This is a genomic window from Micromonospora sp. DT15 (assembly GCF_049841475.1).
Taxonomy (GTDB): domain Bacteria; phylum Actinomycetota; class Actinomycetes; order Mycobacteriales; family Micromonosporaceae; genus Micromonospora.
The window spans coordinates 59,242-73,497 of sequence record NZ_JBNCKJ010000006.1 but is presented as its reverse complement, the minus strand read 5'-3'; the positions used below and the strand labels follow the sequence as shown (position 1 = coordinate 73,497).

Below are 14,256 nucleotides of genomic sequence, written 5' to 3'. Positions count from 1 at the left end.
CGCTCCGCGTCGACGACACCACGCCCGTTGTTGCCCCTTTGCTCTGCACCCCAAGGTGCACCACCCGGAGCGCGCCACCCGGCCGCCGGGTGACGGACGTGCACCCGGCCGCCGGGTGGCGCATCCGCGGGTGCAGAGCAAAGGCAGCGGACATGGAAGCGGCGGCCACGGCGGGGAGGCGGCGGGGGAGAGGTCCGACCCGGCCGCAGGACGTCCGCCGTCCGGACCGTTTGAGGCGCAGAGGAGTACGCGTGACACCCGAGGAGATCCTGGCCGCTGACCGGGCACACGTCTGGCACCCGTACGCCGCGCTGCCGCCGGCCAACCCGCCCTACGTGGTGCGCGGCGCCGAGGGGGTACGGCTCACCCTGGCCGACGGGCGGGAGCTGGTGGACGGGATGTCGTCCTGGTGGGCGGCGATCCACGGGTACCGGCACCCGGTGCTCGACGCGGCGGTGACCGACCAGCTCGGCCGGATGAGCCACGTGATGTTCGGCGGGCTCACCCACGAACCGGCGGTACGGCTGGCCCGAAGCCTGGTCGAGCTGACCCCGGACGGCCTGGAGCACGTGTTCCTGTCCGACTCCGGCTCGGTCAGCGTCGAGGTGGCGGTGAAGATGTGCCTGCAGTACCAGCGGGCCGTCGGGCGGCCCCAGCGGCGCCGGCTGGCGACCTGGCGGGGCGGCTACCACGGCGACACCTTCCATCCGATGAGCGTCTGTGACCCGGAGGGCGGGATGCACCACCTGTGGGGCGACGTGCTGCCCCGGCAGGTGTTCGCCCCGGTGCCGCCGGGCGGTTTCACCGATTCGCCCGACGACGGGTACGTGGCGGCACTGGTGGAGACGGTCGAGCGGCATGCCGACGAGTTGGCCGCCGTGATCGTCGAGCCCGTCGTCCAGGGCGCCGGCGGGATGCGCTTCCACCACCCGGGTTACCTGCGGGTGCTGCGCGAGGTGACCCGCGCGCACGGGATTCTGCTGATCTTCGACGAGATCGCCACCGGGTTCGGCCGTACCGGCGAGATGTTCGCCGCCGGGCACGCCGGGGTGACGCCGGACGTGCTCTGTGTGGGCAAGGCGCTGACCGGCGGCTACCTCACGCTCGCGGCCACCCTGTGCACCGCGGAGGTCGCCCGGGGCATCTCGGCGACCGGTGTGCTGGCGCACGGGCCCACGTTCATGGGCAACCCGTTGGCCTGCGCGGTGGCGAACGCCTCCATCGGGCTGCTGCGGGCCGGAGACTGGGCCGGGCAGGTCGCCAGGGTCGGCGCCGGCCTGCGCGCCGGTCTGGAGCCTCTGCGCGGCATGCCGGGCGTGGCCGACGTACGGGTCCTCGGCGCGATCGGCGTGGTCCAGCTCGATCACGAGGTCGACCTCGGCGCGGCGACGGCTGCCGCGGTCGCCCAGGGGGTGTGGCTGCGCCCGTTCCGCGACCTGATCTACACGATGCCGCCGTACGTCACCGACGATGCCGACGTGGCCCGGATCGCTACCGGGGTGGCGGCGGCGGTGGCGGCTGGCTGAGTCGGCCCGGCCACCGGGTCGACGGGTTACCCGGGCGGGTCAGCCGCCCGGACGAGAAGAGGGGAACACTCCGATGGAGAGCTTCGGTACCCGGCTGCACCGGGCGATCACCGAGCGGGGCCCATTCTGTGTGGGCATCGACCCGCATCCGGGTCTGCTGGCTCAGTGGGGCCTCCCGGACGACGTTGAGGGGCTCGACCGGTTCAGCCGAACCGTGGTGGAAGCCCTCGGTGACCGGGTTGCGGTAGTCAAGCCTCAGTCGGCCTTTTTCGAGCGGTTCGGGTCCCGAGGTGTGGCGATTCTTGAGTCAACTATCCGACAGTTACGGGATGCCGGCTCGCTCGTTCTGCTCGACGTCAAGCGCGGCGACATCGGCTCGACGGTGAGCGCGTACGCCGCCGCGTACCTTGATCCATCCAGCCCCGTGTATGTCGACGCGGTCACCGCGAGCCCCTACCTCGGGGTCGGTTCGCTGGCGCCGATGTTCGAACTGGCTGCCGAGCACGGCGGCGGCGTGTTCGTGCTGGCCCTCACCTCCAACCCCGAGGGTGCCGCCGTGCAGCGGGCCGTCACGGCCGACGGCCGCACCGTGGCGCAAACCGTGATCGACGAGATTTCCCAGCTCAACAGGGGTGCGTCCCCACTCGGGAGCTTCGGTCTGGTGGTCGGCGCGACCATCGGTGACACCGGTCACGACCTCTCCGGTGTGGGGGGCCCACTGCTCGCTCCGGGGCTCGGCGCGCAGGGTGCCGGTGCGGCCGATCTGCGGACCGTCTTCGGTTCGAGCCTCGCCTCGGTGCTCCCGTCGTACTCCCGGGAAGTGCTCTCGGCCGGCCCTGATGTGGCCGCGTTGCGGGCCGCCGCGGACCGCGTTCTGGTCGACTGCCGGGCCGTTCTGCCTGCCCGGTGACTGACTGACGGGTCGGTCACTCTACGGTGATCATGCGGCCCCCACGTTGCCGAAAGCTCCGTTGGCCGCTAGTTTTCCCCGCGCTGGGAACCATGGACCCCTTGGTTCACAGCGACACCACGTTTCACAGATGCGGCGGTGCGCCCCGCCCGCCGCGATAGGGACCTGAGGAGAACTGGTGCCGCTCCCGTCACTGACCCCCGAACAACGCGCTGCCGCGCTCGAGAAGGCCGCGGAGATCCGCAAGGCCCGTGCTCAGCTGAAGGAGCAGCTCAAGCAGGGCAAGACCACCCTCGGTGCTGTCCTCGAGCGGGCCGAGAGCGACGACGTCGTTGGCAAGCTCAAGGTGTCGGCCGTCCTGCAGGCCATGCCGGGCATCGGCAAGATCCGGGCGACCCAGATCATGGAGAAGCTCAAGATCGCCGACAGCCGTCGCCTGCGTGGCCTCGGCGAGCAGCAGCGCAAGGCACTGCTTGGAGAGTTCGCCGCCAACTGAACCTGGCAGCGTGTAGAAACAAGCAGTGAGCACGGATGACGAGGCGCGCCCGGCGGCTCGGCTCACTGTCCTGGCTGGACCTTCGGGTTCCGGCAGGGAGAGTGTCGTCGAGCTCGTCCGGGCGCGTTCTCCGTCCGTGTGGATCCCGGTCGCGGCAACCACCAGGCCGCGCCGGGAGTCGGAGATCGACGGGGTGGACCGCGTCTTCCTCGCCCCCGCCGAGTTCGATCGACGGATCGTCGACGGCGAGCTGCTGGAGTGGTCCCGGATCGGTTCGCACCGCCGGGGCACCCCGTACCCACCGCTGCGCGCCCGGCTCGACGCCGGGCAGCCGGTGCTGCTCCCGCTCGACCTGCGCGGCGTCCCGCTGGTCCGGGCGCGCCTGCCCGATGCCCGGCTGGTGTTGCTGAGCCCACCCGGGTACGCGCCCGACGCCACGGTGGCCGCCACCGTCGCGTACGCGCTGACCCACGACCACACCGAACGGGTGGTTGAGGAGCTGGTAGGCTTACTCGGTTCTTCTTATCCGGATCCGGCCTGGTCACGCGTGCGTGGCTGACGGTCGGCCGCCGTTGAGACTCAGCACCGCGTCCGCGCGGCTCGAAAGACGCAGAGGTTAATTCGTGGGATCCATCGCCAACCCCGAAGGCATCACCAACCCGCCGATCGACGAGCTCCTCGAGAAGACGACGTCGAAGTACGCGCTGGTCATCTTCGCCGCCAAGCGCGCGCGCCAGGTCAACGCCTACTACAGCCAGCTCGGTGAGGGTCTGCTGGAGTACGTCGGCCCGCTCGTCGAGACCACCCCGCAGGAGAAGCCCCTCTCCATCGCCATGCGCGAGATCAACTCGGGCCTGCTCACCGCCGAGCCGACCGACCAGCCGTAAGCCCCCGCTGGCCGATGTCCGCCTCGATCGTCCTCGGGGTCGGTGGCGGCATCGCCGCCTACAAGGCGTGCGAGCTGCTGCGACTCTTCACCGAATCGGGTCACCGGGTTCGGGTGGTGCCAACCGCGTCGGCGCTCCGCTTCGTTGGAGCGCCGACCTGGGCCGCGCTCTCCGGTCAACCGGTCGCCGACGACGTCTGGACCGACGTCCACGAGGTGCCCCACGTCCGGCTCGGTAAGCAGGCCGACCTGGTGGTGGTCGCGCCGACCACCACCGACCTGCTCGCCAAGGCCGCCCACGGCCTCGCCGACGACCTGCTGACCAACACCCTGCTGACCGCTCGCTGCCCCGTCCTGCTGGCCCCGGCCATGCACACCGAGATGTGGGAGCACCCCGCCACGGTGGCGAACGTGGCCACGTTGCGCTCCCGTGGGGTCCGGGTCATCGAACCCGCTGTGGGCCGGCTCACCGGCGCCGACACCGGCAAGGGCCGGCTGCCCGACCCGGCGGAGATCTTCGCCGTCGCGGGTCGGCTGCTGGCCCGTGGCGACTCCGCCCACGCCGACCTGGCCGGTCGCCGGGTGGTGGTCACCGCCGGTGGCACCCGTGAGCCTCTCGACCCGGTGCGTTTCCTGGGCAACCGCTCGTCGGGCAAGCAGGGGTACGCGTTCGCCCGCGCGGCTGTCGCCCGGGGTGCCCGGGTCACCGTGATCTCGGCCAACGTCGGCCTCGCCGACCCGGCCGGGGTCGACCTGATCCGGGTGGGCACCACCGCCGAGTTGCGGGAGGCGACAGTCAAGGCCGCCGTCGAGGCCGACGCGGTGGTGATGGCGGCGGCGCCGGCCGATTTCCGGCCCGCGACGTACGCGACTGGCAAAATCAAGAAGTCGGACGACGGTGTCGCACCCACCATCGAGCTGGTCACGAACCCGGACATCGCGGCGGAGCTCGGCCAGCGCAAACGGCCAGGGCAGGTGCTGGTGGTGTTCGCCGCCGAGACCGGCGATGCCGAGGCCAACGGTAGGGCGAAACTCGCCCGCAAGCGGGCCGACCTGATCGTGGTCAACGAGGTCGGTCCGGACCTGGTCTTCGGTGCCGACACCAACACGGTGACGGTCATCGGCGCGGACGGCTCGGTCAGCCGGTTGCCCGAGCAGGCCAAGGAAGCTGTGGCCGACGCCGTCTGGGATCTCGTCGTCGCGCGGCTGCCTGACCGCTCCTGACGGGTGGAACAGAGCACAACCGAACCCGACACGGACCGCAGTGGTGATTAAACTTCCGCGGAACGACTTCATACGCTTAGGGAGTGCCGTGACACGCCGTCTCTTCACGTCCGAATCGGTCACGGAAGGCCACCCGGACAAGATCGCTGACCAGATCAGCGATGGCATCCTCGATGCGCTGCTGACCGAGGACCCCCACAGCCGCGTGGCAGTGGAAACCATGATCACCACCGGTCAGGTGCACATCGCCGGTGAGGTGACCACCAAGGCGTACGCCGACATCCCGACGATCGTCCGCCGGACCATCCTCGACATCGGCTACGACTCGTCGAAGAAGGGCTTCGACGGTGCCTCCTGCGGGGTCAGCGTCTCCATCGGTGCGCAGTCCGAGGACATCGCGCAGGGTGTGGACAACGCCTTCGAGTTGCGCACCGGAGCGTCGGAGAGCGCGCTGGACGCGCAGGGTGCTGGCGACCAGGGCATGATGTTCGGCTTCGCCTGCTCGGAGACGCCCGAGCTGATGCCGCTGCCGATCGCGCTCGCGCACCGGCTGGCCCGCCGCCTCTCGGCGGTGCGTAAGGACGGCACGATCCCGTACCTGCGGCCGGACGGCAAGACCCAGGTCACCATCGAGTACGAGGGGCTGCGTCCGGTCCGGTTGAACACCGTCGTGGTGTCCAGCCAGCACGCCGCCGACATCTCGTTGGACTCGCTGCTCACCCCGGACGTGCGCGACCACGTGATCGCCCCGGAGCTGGAGAGCCTCGGCCTGGACACCGACGGCTACCGGCTGCTGGTCAACCCGACCGGCCGCTTCGAGATCGGTGGCCCGATGGGCGACGCCGGGCTGACCGGCCGCAAGATCATCGTCGACACCTACGGCGGGTACGCCCGCCACGGTGGCGGCGCGTTCTCCGGCAAGGATCCGTCCAAGGTGGACCGCTCGGCCGCGTACGCGATGCGCTGGGTGGCCAAGAACGTGGTCGCCGCCGGTCTGGCCGAGCGGTGCGAGGCGCAGGTGGCCTACGCCATCGGCAAGGCGCACCCGGTGAGCCTGTTCATCGAGACGTTCGGCACCGAGACCGTGCCCGTCTCCTCGATCGAGAAGGCCGTCACCGAGGTGTTCGACCTGCGTCCGGCCGCGATCATCCGGGACCTCAACCTGCTCCGCCCGATCTACCAGCAGACCGCCGCGTACGGCCACTTCGGCCGGGAGCTGCCGGACCTGACCTGGGAGAGCACCGACCGGGCCGCCGACCTCAAGTCGGCCGCGGGAGCCTGACCGCCACCAAGCGCAGCGACCGGCGACCCGCGGACGGGTCGCCGGTCGCACGCGTCTGCGTGGATGTCGGACTGGCGCACCTGGACCGGCCGTTCGACTACCTGGTGCCGGCGGAATTGGACGAGGTGGCGGTGCCCGGTACGCGGGTGAAGGTGCGCTTCGCCGGGCAACTCGTCGACGGGTGGCTGCTGTCGCGCGCCGACGACTCCGGGCACACCGGCCGTCTCGCGTACCTGGAGAAGGTGGTCTCCCCGGAGCCGGTGCTGGCCCCGGAGGTCGCCCGGCTGGCCCGGGCGGTCGCCGACCGGTACGCGGGCAGCCTCGCCGACGTGCTCCGGCTCGCCGTGCCGCCCCGGCACGCGCGGGTGGAGAAGGAGCCCCACGGCGAGCCGCCCACCCCGGCGGCCCCCGTCGGAGCGGTCGACCCGCGCGGGTGGCGCGACTACCCGACCGGTCCGGCTCTGCTGCGGGCGCTCGCCGACGGCCGGGCGCCCCGCGCGGTCTGGTCGGCGCTGCCCGGTGAGGACTGGGCGGCCCGGTACGCCGACGCGGTGGCGGCCACCGTCGCCGGTGGGCGCGGGGCCGTGGTCGTGGTGCCCGACGCGCGTGACCTCGACCGTCTCGACGCGGCGCTCACCGGCGTCCTCGGCCCGGGGCGGCACGTCAGCCTCTCCGCCGCGCTCGGCCCGGCCCGGCGGTACCGGGCGTTCCTCGCCGCTCGCCGTGGCCAGGTGCCGGTGGTGATCGGCACCCGGGCGGCGATGTTCGCCCCGGTGGCCCGGCTCGGCCTCGTCGCCGTCTGGGACGACGGTGACGACCTGCACTCCGAGCCCCGGGCGCCCTACCCGCACGCCCGCGACGTGCTGCTCACCCGCGCCCACCTCGCCGAGGCCGGCGCGCTGGTCGGCGGGTACGCCCGGACGGCCGAGGCGCAGTTGCTGGTGGAGACCGGTTGGGCCCCGGAGGTGGTCGCCGACCGGGCCACCGTACGGGCGCGGATCCCGGCCATCGCGCCGACCGGGGACGACCCGCAACTGGCCCGCGACCCCGGGGCCGCCACCGCCCGGCTGCCCAGCCTGGCCTGGACGGCTGCCCGCGACGCGCTCCGCCAGGACCTGCCGGTGCTGGTGCAGGTGCCCCGCCGCGGCTACGTCCCGTCGATCTCCTGCGCCGAGTGCCGCACCCCGGCCCGCTGCGCGCACTGCGCCGGCCCGCTCGCGCTGCCCTCGGCCAGTGGTACCCCGGCCTGCCGGTGGTGCGCTCGGGTGGCGGCCGCGTACGCCTGCCCGGAGTGCGGTGGGCGGCGGCTGCGGGCCGCGGTGACCGGCGCCCGGCGGACCGCCGAGGAGCTGGGCCGGGCGTTCCCCGACGTGCCGGTGCGCACCTCGGGGCGCGAGGAGGTGTTGACCGACGTGCCAGGCGGCGCGGCCCTGGTGGTGGCCACCCCGGGCGCCGAGCCGGTCGCCGAGGGCGGCTACGGCGCGGTGCTGCTGCTCGACTCGTGGGCCCTGCTGACCCGGGCCGACCTGCGCGCCGGCGAGGAGTCGCTGCGCCGCTGGTTGGCGGCGGCGGCGCTGGCCCGCCCGGCGCCGGCCGGTCGGGTGGTGGTGGTCGCCGACGGCGCGCTCGCCCCCGTGCAGGCGCTGCTGCGCTGGGACGCCGGCTGGTTCGCCGGTCGGGAGCTGGCCGAGCGCCGCGAGTTGGGTTTCCCGCCGGCCGTGCGGATGGCGAGCGTCACCGGGGTGGCCGAGGCGGTGGCGGACCTGCTGGCGGCGGCTCGGCTGCCGGACGACGCCGAGGTGCTCGGGCCGGTGCCGGCCGAGGAGGGCCGGGAACGGATGTTGGTCCGGGTGCCCCGGGCCCGCGCCGCAGCGCTCGCCGAGGCGTTGCACTCGGCCGCCGGTGTCCGGGCCGCTCGCAAGGCCGCCGATCCGGTTCGTCTCCAGGTCGATCCGCTCAGCCTGTTCTGAGGTGTTTCGGCCGGTACTGACGGTCGCGGACCTCACCCGCTGACGGCAGCCCTCGCACACCGCGTCCGGCAAAGCGGTGGCGTCCGAGTGGTAGCATCGCCCGTCATGCCAAGGCGTACGACGGGCTCCAGGTTTCGAGGGGGCGTCAGCCACGCCGAGCTGGGGCCGTCGCGGGATGGCGCGACGATGGCGGGAACGCGTCGGTCGGGCGCGAGGTCGATGATGTCAATGAGCCGGTGATCAGGGGTGGACCAGTCGTGACCGTTGGACAATCGATCGTCTTCAACGGCGACCTCGGCAGCGGCAAGAGCACCGTGTCGGTCGAGATCGCGAAGCGGCTCGGCATGCGCCGGGTCAGCGTGGGGGACCTCTACCGGGAGATGGCGCAGCAGCGGCAGATGACCGCGCTGCAGCTCAACCTGCACGCCGAGCTGGATCAGGCCGTCGACGGCTACGTGGACCAGCTCCAGCGGGACATTGCCGCCTCCGGTGAGCCCCTCATCATGGACTCCCGGCTGGCGTGGCACTTCTTCACCGACGCGCTCAAGGTGCACATGATCACCGAGCCGGGCGAGGCGGCCCGCCGGGTGCTCGCCCGCCCCTCCGGGCCGGCCGAGAGCTACGCCTCGCTGGAGGAGGCCAAGGCCAAGCTCCGGGAGCGCAGCGCCAGCGAGCGCAGTCGGTTCATCATCCGGTACGGGGTGGACAAGGCTCGGCTGCGTAACTATGACCTGATCTGCGACACCACCCGGGCGTCCGCCGCCGAGGTGATCGAGCACATCGTGGCCGCGTACGAGGGCACGCTCGGCGCCGAGGTGCTGCGCGACGGCCCGCCGCTGCTGCTGCTGGACCCGGCCCGGGTCTACCCGACCGAGGACATCGCCACCCTGCGTGGTCTGTGGGACACCGACTTCGTCGGTGGGGTGGCCGAGGCCGGCGACGAGGCCCTCGAACCGCTGAAGATCGGGTTCACCGGCGAGTACTTCTTCGTCGTCGACGGCCATCGCCGCCTCAGTGCCGCTCTGCAGAACGGGTTCTCCCTGGTCCCCGCCCAGCTGGTCGCCGAGGTCGACGAGCCGGTGGTGGGCGGGATGACGGCGATCGACTACTTCGCCGCCCAGGTGCGCCCCGGCCTGATCTACGACTGGGAGGCGGCTCACAAGATCCAACTGCCGCTGCCCGAGCCGGCGTTGCTCCGCGGCGACGCGGTGCTCGCGGGGGACCCGGCCGCCGGCGCCTGAGCGAGGCCGGGCCGACGCGCGGGGTACGCGCGCCGGCCCGGCCACCGAGTCGTACGGCGGATAGCTGGTACGGCTCAGCCGAGGACGACACCCGAGGCGCCGACGCCGGCCATGCCGGAGAAGATGTCCTCGTAGTAGAACCGCCAGGCGCAGACCCGGCCGCCGGGGCGGTAGCCGGTACAGGTCGTCGACGTGAAGGTGTCGTCGATGGCGGTGTTGGTGCCGGTGGCCCAGACCTGGAGGGTGTTCGCCGCGTTCACGATCTCCACCGGGCCGCCGCTGTCACCCTGGCCGACGGCGTTGGCGCCGGTGGTGTTCTCCGCTTGGACCTGACCGCAGACCTGGCCGAAGTCGCGCACGTTGATGCACAGGTTGCGGGCCTTCACCTGGATCGAGCAGCGGGTGCCGGAGTACGCGCCGGAGGTGCACACCCAGTTGCCGACCTGGCTGGCCGACGCGCCGATCACCTGGTTGCTGAACTCACTGACCACGTTGCCGTTCGCGTCGGTGCTGTTGTTGAAGACCCGGCCGCCGGAGCCGGCCGACAACAGCAGGGTGTCGGTGCCGGCGTTGCGGGTGCTGACGGTGCCCATCGACTGCCCGGTCGGGTCGGTCGCGACGTTGTTGAGGTTGCCGCAGTGCGCGGCGGAGAGGATCCGCGCGTTCCCGTTCTTGAAGACCCCGAAGCCCGTCGAGCAGCCACCACCGGTGGTGGCGTTGCGCCAGGCGGCACCACCCCACCACGGCGCGGTGTCGTCCCATCGGGTCGCCGGCGCGGCGGCGACCTTCGTCTGCACGGTCACCGGCACACCGGCCAGCGCGGTAGCACCGAGCAGCCCGTCCTGCGTGCCGACGAGCAGGCCGGCACCGTCGGCGCGCGGCCCGACCGTGGTGATCTTGTCACCGGCGGAGGCCCGCAGCCGGTCGGCCGCGGCCATGAGTTCCCGCTGCGAGTACGCGGCGGGCAGCACCTTGGTGGCGACGGTGGCCCGGGCGTTGGCCACCAGGTTGGCCGGCGGCTCACCCTTCCAGTAGACCTGGAGGTGGCGGGTGGTGGGGTCGGCGACGATGCCGGCGAAGCCGGAGTTGGCGCTGCGCTGCGCCGCGTTCGTGATCTGGGCGGCGGCGTTGTTCATGCGCTGCTGCACCCGGAGCAGCTCCGACCAGGAGGCGAAGCCGCCGGGCACCGGCGTGCTGTCGATGAACGATCCGGTGGCGGGGGCCTTGCCCCCGGGTGCGGCGGTGGCCGGTGTGGCGGTCAGGCCGGCGGCGAGCAGCGTGAGACTGATCGCGGTGACGGCGACGCGACGCAGCATCGCCACGGGGCGCCGGGTGGTCGGGTGTGGACGGATCATCGGGTACCTCTTCCCCCAGGGGTCGTGGAGCGGGCCGTGCCCGCACCAGGACGGTGGCAGGGGCGTCGACGCCATGGGGCGGATCCTGGACGGGACTGGACACCGCTGGACGCTGTTGGACGGGGCGACTGTCCGTAGTGGAACTGTCATACATTGGCAGCCGTCTATCGATTGGCGTGGGGCCGGAATTACCCTGCCCGTGCGCATCCGGGGGGCCGGATGACCGGGGTGGGGGTCGCATGTCTGAGCAGTGGATACCGTCCGGCACTCATCAGACGTCACACGGGTCAGCCGAGCTGGTCCGCGTCTGCACCGAGACGCAGACACTGCCCGAGCTGGCCGGGTTGCTGCGCCAGCTGCGCCGCCGCGAGGCCCGGCAACAGGGCGAGACCCTGCTGACGTACCGACAGTTGGCCGCGAAGACCGGCTGGTCACGCGGAATCATCGGCGAGTATTTCGCCGGCAACATCCTGCCGCCACCGGAGCGGTTCGACGTCCTCATCCGACTGCTCGGGGCCAGCCCCGCCGAACAGGGGGTGCTGGCCACCGCGCGGGACCGGGTCGAAGAGCGACGCCGACGCCCGAACCGGGAGCACGCGACCGGCGGGCGGGCGGTCGCGCGGGCCGGGGTCGGCGGCCCGCGCGCCGGCACCACGTCCCCCCGATTCCCGATACCCCGCCAGTTGCCCCCGGCGCTGCCCGGGTTCGTCGGGCGGGCGACCCAACTCGCCCAGCTCGAGGCCGAATGCGCTCGCGCCGTGGCACCCGGGAACGAGGGCATGGCGTCGGTCACCGTCATGACGTTGTCCGGTACGGCCGGGGTCGGCAAGACGACCCTCGCTGTCAACTTCGCGCACCGGGTCGCCGACCGCTTCCCGGACGGCCAGCTCTACGTCGACCTGCGCGGGTTCGACGCCACCGGATCGGTGGTGACGGCCGTCGAGGCGGTCCGAGGTTTCCTGGAGGCCCTCGAGGTACCGCCCGAACGCATCCCCACCCACCTGCCCGCGCAGGTGGGCCTCTACCGCAGCCTGCTCGCCGGCCGCCGGATGCTGGTGCTGCTGGACAACGCCCGCGACGCCGACCAGATCCGACCCCTGCTGGTCGGCAGCCCGAACTGCCTGGTCCTGGTGACAAGCCGCAACCGGCTCGTCGGGCTGATCGCGGCCGAGGGCGCCCGGCCGATCGGCGTCGACCTGCTCAGCACCGCCGAGGCCTGGCAACTGTTGGCCCGGAGGCTCGGCACTGACCGGTTGGCGGCCGAGCCGCGGGCGGTGGACGAGATCATCGAGCGGTGTGCGCGGCTGCCGCTGGCGCTGGCCGTGCTCGCCGCGAGAGGTGCGGAGAAGCCGACGTTCCCGCTGGCCACCCTCGCCGCCGAACTGCGGGCGGCGCCGCGACCACTCGACTCGTTCGACGGAGGGGACGCCGGCACCGACGTGCAGGCCGTCTTCTCCTGGTCGTACCGGAGCCTGACCCCGGCGGCGGCCCGCCTGTTCCGGCTCTTCGGCTGCCATCCCGGACCGGACATCGGGTTCGCCGCGGCGGCCAGTCTGGCCGGGCTGCCGCGGGCCCAGGTGCCCCGACTGCTGGCCGAACTGGCCCACGCGCACCTTGTCACCGAGCACGCCCCCGGTCGGTTCGGCGCGCACGACCTGCTCCGGGCGTACGCGGCCGAGCAGGTCGAACGTCTCGAACCGGGGAAGGCGCGGCGGGCCGCGATCCGGCGCGGGCTGGACCACTACCTGCACACCGCCCACGCGGCGGCACTGCTGCTGCAACCGGGTCGGGACCCGGTCACCCTCACCGCCCCCGCGCCGGGTGTGCTGCCCGAGGAGATCACCGACCTCGGTCAGGCGCTCGCCTGGTTCAGCGTCGAGTATCCGGTGCTGCTCGCGGCCGTCGCCCACGCGAGGCGGGCCGGGTTCGACGGTCACGCGTGGCAGCTGGCCTGGACACTGGTGGACTTCCTGCAACGCCGGGGGCGGTGGCCGGACCTGGCCGTGGCCCAGCGCAACGCCCTGGCCGGGGCGCAGCGGGCCGGCGACCGACCCGGGCAGGCGAACGCCCACCGCGACCTCGCCAGGGTGCTGTCCCGGCTGGGTCGGGTGAACGAGGCGGCGAGGAACTACCGGCAGGCCCTGGCGATCTTCGCGGAGCTGACCGACCACACCGGGCAGGCGCGCACCCACCGCGCGTTCGGCGCGATGCTCGACGGGCTCGGCCGGCACGCCGAGTCCCTGGAGCAGAGCGAGCGGGCCCTGGCGCTGTACCGGGCCGCCGGGCACGTCGCCGGGGAGGCCAGCGCCCGCAACGCGGTCGGGTGGGCGTACGCCCAGCTCGGCCGGTACGAGCCGGCGCTCGGGCACTGCCGGGAGGCGTTGGCGCTGCTGCGGACGACAGGGGACCGGCACGGCGAGGCGAACACCTGGGACAGCCTCGGCTTCATCCACGCCCGACTGGCTGACCACCCGGCGGCGATCCGCTGTTTCCAGCGGGCCCTCGGGCTGTACCGGCGGGTCAGCGACCGCTACGACGAGGCGGACACCCTGTCCCGGCTCGGCGAGAGCCGGCAGGCGCTGGGGGACGCGGCCGGCGCCGCGCGTACCTGGCTGCGGGCCCTACTCATCCTCGACGATCTCGGCCACCCGGACGCCGAGCGGGTACGGGAGTTGTTGGCCGGGCAGTTCGCCGGTGACGCTGGGCACACCGGCGGTGGTTGAGCGAGGTGCGCCGCCCGGCGTCCGGCCGGGCACTCCGTAGACTGGTACGGCACCGCTCGTCCATTCGAAGAAGGAGCCGTCCCGCGTGACCGTCCAGCCCATCCGTCTGTTTGGGGATCCGGTGCTGCGCACGCCGGCCGATCCGGTGGTCGACTTCGACGCCGAGCTACGTCGGCTCGTCGCCGACCTCACCGACACGATGCGTGAGCAGAACGGCGCCGGCCTGGCCGCGCCGCAGCTCGGTGTGAGCCTGCGGGTGTTCACCTTCGACGTCGACGACGTCCTCGGGCACCTGATCAACCCGGTGCTGGAGTTCCCCGACGAGGAGGAGCAGGACGGCCCGGAGGGCTGCCTGTCCATCCCCGGGCTCTACTTCGACACCAAGCGTCGGCAGAACGTCATCGCCAAGGGCTTCAGCTCGTTCGGCGACCCGATGCAGATCGTCGGCACCGGCCTGATGGCGCGCTGCGTGCAGCACGAGACCGACCACCTCGACGGGGTGCTCTTCCTGGACCGACTGGACCCGGAGGGGCGCAAGGAAGCCATGAAGGCGATCCGCCAGGCCGAGTGGTACGACGCGGCGGCCCCGCCCACGGTCAAGCTCAGCCCGCACATCAGCGACCCGTTCGGTCTGGGGCGCTGA

The 14,256-nt window shown here is 72.6% G+C and carries 12 protein-coding genes; 11 read left to right on the top strand and 1 reads right to left on the bottom strand.

The genetic code is table 11. From position 1 onward, the window contains the following. The first annotated feature begins 251 nt into the window (after nucleotides 1-251). The 9 genes from ACLQ3F_RS14995 (at nucleotide 252) to ACLQ3F_RS14955 (ending at nucleotide 9,535) form a co-directional block, all read left to right on the top strand. The gene (locus tag ACLQ3F_RS14995; protein ID WP_425849410.1) at nucleotides 252-1,526 is read left to right on the top strand and encodes an adenosylmethionine--8-amino-7-oxononanoate transaminase; all 1,275 of its coding nucleotides are present in this window, start codon (nucleotides 252-254) and stop codon (nucleotides 1,524-1,526) included. 73 nt (nucleotides 1,527-1,599) lie between these two features. Next, nucleotides 1,600-2,436 (top strand): orotidine-5'-phosphate decarboxylase, encoded by an 837-nt coding sequence (pyrF, locus tag ACLQ3F_RS14990; protein WP_425849407.1) that lies wholly within the window; start codon nucleotides 1,600-1,602, stop codon nucleotides 2,434-2,436. Between the two features lie 178 nt (nucleotides 2,437-2,614). Beyond that, nucleotides 2,615-2,932, top strand: a complete 318-nt coding sequence (gene mihF, locus ACLQ3F_RS14985; RefSeq protein ID WP_030335662.1) for an integration host factor, actinobacterial type — start codon at nucleotides 2,615-2,617, stop codon at nucleotides 2,930-2,932. A 25-nt stretch (nucleotides 2,933-2,957) separates the two neighbouring features. Next, nucleotides 2,958-3,491, top strand: coding sequence for a guanylate kinase (locus tag ACLQ3F_RS14980; protein WP_355009192.1), 534 nt, complete (start codon nucleotides 2,958-2,960; stop codon nucleotides 3,489-3,491). 64 nt (nucleotides 3,492-3,555) lie between these two features. Next, nucleotides 3,556-3,819 (top strand): DNA-directed RNA polymerase subunit omega, encoded by a 264-nt coding sequence (gene rpoZ / locus ACLQ3F_RS14975; RefSeq protein WP_030335666.1) that lies wholly within the window; start codon nucleotides 3,556-3,558, stop codon nucleotides 3,817-3,819. A 14-nt stretch (nucleotides 3,820-3,833) separates the two neighbouring features. Further along, entirely contained in the window at nucleotides 3,834-5,042 is a 1,209-nt protein-coding gene (gene coaBC / locus ACLQ3F_RS14970; protein WP_425849404.1) for a bifunctional phosphopantothenoylcysteine decarboxylase/phosphopantothenate--cysteine ligase CoaBC, read from the top strand. An 88-nt stretch (nucleotides 5,043-5,130) separates the two neighbouring features. Further along, complete coding sequence (gene metK, locus ACLQ3F_RS14965; RefSeq protein WP_091401916.1) at nucleotides 5,131-6,324, top strand: methionine adenosyltransferase; 1,194 nt, start codon at nucleotides 5,131-5,133, stop codon at nucleotides 6,322-6,324. A 59-nt stretch (nucleotides 6,325-6,383) separates the two neighbouring features. Beyond that, nucleotides 6,384-8,294 carry a primosomal protein N' gene (locus tag ACLQ3F_RS14960; RefSeq protein ID WP_425849402.1) on the top strand — a complete coding sequence of 637 codons (1,911 nt, stop codon included), beginning with the start codon at nucleotides 6,384-6,386 and terminating at the stop codon, nucleotides 8,292-8,294. 257 nt (nucleotides 8,295-8,551) lie between these two features. Further along, complete coding sequence (locus tag ACLQ3F_RS14955) at nucleotides 8,552-9,535, top strand: AAA family ATPase (RefSeq protein ID WP_425849400.1); 984 nt, start codon at nucleotides 8,552-8,554, stop codon at nucleotides 9,533-9,535. Between the two features lie 74 nt (nucleotides 9,536-9,609). On the opposite strand, the gene ACLQ3F_RS14950 is transcribed toward ACLQ3F_RS14955, so the two are convergent. After that, nucleotides 9,610-10,890 carry a hypothetical protein gene (locus ACLQ3F_RS14950; RefSeq protein WP_425849399.1) on the bottom strand — a complete coding sequence of 427 codons (1,281 nt, stop codon included), beginning with the start codon at nucleotides 10,888-10,890 and terminating at the stop codon, nucleotides 9,610-9,612. A gap of 239 nt (nucleotides 10,891-11,129) precedes the next feature. Between ACLQ3F_RS14950 and ACLQ3F_RS14945 the strand changes: the two genes are divergently transcribed. Next, nucleotides 11,130-13,613: an ATP-binding protein gene (locus tag ACLQ3F_RS14945; protein ID WP_425849397.1), complete on the top strand. Its 2,484-nt coding sequence runs from the start codon at nucleotides 11,130-11,132 to the stop codon at nucleotides 13,611-13,613. 85 nt (nucleotides 13,614-13,698) lie between these two features. Further along, a complete protein-coding gene (gene def / locus ACLQ3F_RS14940; protein ID WP_357189739.1) occupies nucleotides 13,699-14,256 on the top strand; it encodes a peptide deformylase in 558 nt (185 codons plus the stop codon).

Excerpts from the sequence above, each read along its gene's own strand:
- ACLQ3F_RS14945 (WP_425849397.1), top strand. The coding sequence starts at position 11,130 with ATGTCTGAGCAGTGGATACCGTCCGGCACTCATCAGACGTCACACGGG.
- pyrF (WP_425849407.1), top strand. The coding sequence starts at position 1,600 with ATGGAGAGCTTCGGTACCCGGCTGCACCGGGCGATCACCGAGCGGGGC.
- ACLQ3F_RS14950 (WP_425849399.1), bottom strand. The coding sequence starts at position 10,890 with ATGATCCGTCCACACCCGACCACCCGGCGCCCCGTGGCGATGCTGCGT.
- coaBC (WP_425849404.1), top strand. The coding sequence starts at position 3,834 with ATGTCCGCCTCGATCGTCCTCGGGGTCGGTGGCGGCATCGCCGCCTAC.